Origin of the sequence: Serratia sp. 506_PEND (genome assembly GCF_001076875.1) — a bacterium.
Taxonomy (GTDB): Bacteria; Pseudomonadota; Gammaproteobacteria; order Enterobacterales; family Enterobacteriaceae; genus Serratia; species Serratia marcescens.
In genome coordinates this window covers 1-2,971 of sequence record NZ_JVEL01000508.1, presented here as the reverse complement: position 1 = coordinate 2,971, position 2,971 = coordinate 1, and the positions used below count along the sequence as shown (strand labels likewise).

At 64.1% G+C, this 2,971-nt stretch carries 2 protein-coding genes; both read right to left on the bottom strand.

From position 1 onward, the window contains the following. Positions 1-54: 54 nt before the first annotated feature. Positions 55-2,049, bottom strand: a complete 1,995-nt coding sequence (gene tkt / locus ADK28_RS20830) for a transketolase (RefSeq protein ID WP_048796554.1) — start codon at positions 2,047-2,049, stop codon at positions 55-57. A gap of 18 nt (positions 2,050-2,067) precedes the next feature. Further along, a partial coding sequence (tal, locus tag ADK28_RS20825; RefSeq protein WP_048796553.1) for a transaldolase occupies positions 2,068-2,971 on the bottom strand: 904 nt, incomplete at its 5' end.

Genomic DNA, 2,971 nt, shown 5'->3' with positions numbered 1-2,971 from the left:
ATAAAAAAAGCCGGTCATGATGACCGGCTTTTTTATCGGCTTGCGCCAGACCGCTTACTTCAGCAGCGCCTGCGCCTTCGCCACCACGTTGTCCACGGTGAAGCCGAACTCGGCGAACAGCTGCTCCGCCGGCGCCGACTCACCGAAGGTGGTCATGCCCACGATGGCGCCGTTCAGCCCCACGTACTTGTACCAGTAGTCCGCGATACCCGCTTCCACCGCCACGCGCGCCGTCACCGCCGCCGGCAGCACCGACTCGCGGTACGCCGCATCCTGCTTGTCGAACGCGTCGGTCGACGGCATCGACACCACGCGCACCTTGCGGCCCGCCGCGGTCAGCTTGTCCGCCGCTTCCACCGTGATGCCCACTTCGGAGCCGGTGGCGATCAGGATGACGTCCGGCGTGCCCGCGCAGTCTTTCAGCACGTAGCCGCCGCGGTACACGTTCGCCAGCTGCTCTGCGGTGCGCGGCTGCTGGGTCAGGTTCTGGCGCGAGAACACCAGGGTGGTCGGGCCGTCGTTGCGCTCGATGCCGTACTGCCACGCCACCGCCGATTCCACCTGGTCACACGGGCGCCAGGTGCTCATGTTCGGGGTCACGCGCAGGCTCGCCAGCTGCTCCACCGGCTGGTGAGTCGGGCCGTCTTCGCCCAGACCGATGGAGTCGTGGGTGTAGACGAACACGTTGCGCAGCTTCATCAGCGCCGCCATGCGCACCGCGTTGCGGGCGTATTCCACGAACATCAGGAAGGTCGCCGAGTACGGCAGGAAGCCGCCGTGCAGCGCGATGCCGTTGGTGATGGCGGTCATGCCGAACTCGCGCACGCCGTAATGAATGTAGTTGCCCGCCGGGTCAACGTTCAGCGCTTTCGAGCCGGACCACATGGTCAGGTTGCTCGGCGCCAGGTCGGCGGAGCCGCCCAGGAACTCCGGCAGCACCTTGCCGAACGCTTCCAGCGCGTTCTGCGACGCCTTGCGGCTGGCGATGTTGGCCGGGTTGGCCTGCAGTTTTTCCACGAACGCTTTGGCGTCGGCTTTCCAGTCGGCCGGCAGCTCGCCGTTCATGCGGCGCTTGAACTCGGCGGCCAGTTCCGGGAAGGCCTTGGCGTAGGCGGCGAACTTGTCGTTCCAGGCCGCTTCTTTGGCCTGACCGGCTTCTTTGGCGTCCCACTGAGCGTAGATGTCCTGCGGGATTTCAAAGGCGGCGTATTTCCAGCCCAGCGCTTCGCGGGTGGCGGCCACTTCGGCGGCGCCCAGCGCGGCGCCGTGCACGTCATGGGTGCCGGCCTTGTTCGGCGAACCGAAGCCGATAACGGTCTTGCACATCAGCAGCGACGGCTTGTCGGTCACCTTGCGGGCTTCTTCAATCGCGGCCTTGATGGCGTCCGGGTTGTGGCCGTCGACGTTGCGCACCACGTGCCAGCCGTAGGCTTCGAAACGCAGGGCGGTGTCGTCGGTGAACCAGCCGTCGACGTGGCCGTCGATGGAGATGCCGTTGTCATCGTAGAAGGCGGTCAGCTTGCCGAGCTTGAGGGTGCCGGCCAGGGAGCAGACTTCGTGCGAGATGCCTTCCATCATGCAGCCGTCGCCCATGAAGGCGTAGGTGTGGTGGTCGACGATGTCGTGGCCGGGGCGGTTGAACTGCGCCGCCAGGGTGCGTTCGGCGATGGCGAAGCCGACGGCGTTGGCGATGCCCTGGCCCAGCGGGCCGGTGGTGGTTTCAACGCCCGGGGTGTAGCCGAACTCCGGGTGGCCCGGGGTTTTGGAATGCAGCTGACGGAAGTTTTCCAGCTCGCGCATCGGCAGGTCATAGCCGGTGAGGTGCAGGAGGCTGTAAATCAACATGGAGCCGTGGCCGTTGGAGAGCACGAAACGGTCGCGGTCAGCCCAGTGCGGGTTAGTCGGGTTGTGGTTGAGATAGTCACGCCACAGGACTTCGGCGATGTCCGCCATGCCCATAGGGGCCCCCGGGTGGCCGGAATTTGCTTTTTGTACGGCGTCCATGCTGAGTGCGCGGATAGCGTTGGCAAGCTCTTTACGAGAAGACATAACGAAACTCCAGTGCGATTACAGTTGAGCGGCCAACATGTCTTCCAGCTTCTGCTGGTCGACGGCGAACAGGCGAATGCCTTCGGCGAGTTTTTCCACCGCCATGGCGTCCTGGTTGTGCAGCCAACGGAACTCCGCTTCGGCCAGCGGGGCAGGTTGGTGGAAGCCCTCGGTCGACGGGGTCAGCTTGCGCTCGACCGGCTGTTCGCTGTTTTTCAGCTGTTCCAGCAGGTTCGGCGCGATGGTCAGGCGATCGCAGCCGGCCAGCGCCAGGATCTGCTCAACCTTGCGGAAGCTGGCGCCCATGATCACCGTCTGGTAACGATGACGCTTGTAGTATTCATAGATGGTGCGCACCGATTTCACGCCCGGATCCTGATCGGCGTCGTAGTCGGCGGCAGGCTGTTTGGCCTGGTACCAGTCATAGATGCGGCCGACGAACGGCGAGATCAGATACACGCCGGCTTCGGCGCAGGCGCGGGCCTGGGCGAAGGAGAACAGCAGCGTCAGGTTGGTGTTGATGCCTTCTTTTTCCAGCTCTTCGGCGGCTTTGATGCCTTCCCAGGTGGAAGCCAGTTTGATCAGGATGCGCGATTTGTCGATGCCCTGTTCCTGATACATGCCGATCAGTTTGCGCGCTTTGGCGACGCACATGCCGCGATCGAACGACAGGCGGGCGTCCACTTCGGTGGAGATGCGGCCCGGCACGCTTTTGAGGATCTCGACGCCGATGTTGACCGCCAGTTTATCGCTGGCGTTGATCAGCTGGGTTTCCTTGCTGCCGCCCTGGCGGCGGGCATACTCCAGCGCTTCGGTGATCAGCGCTTTGTACTGCGGCAGCGCGGCGGCTTTCAGGATCAGCGAAGGGTTGGTGGTGGCGTCCTGGGGTTCGAACTGGCGGATGGATTCGATATCGCCGCTG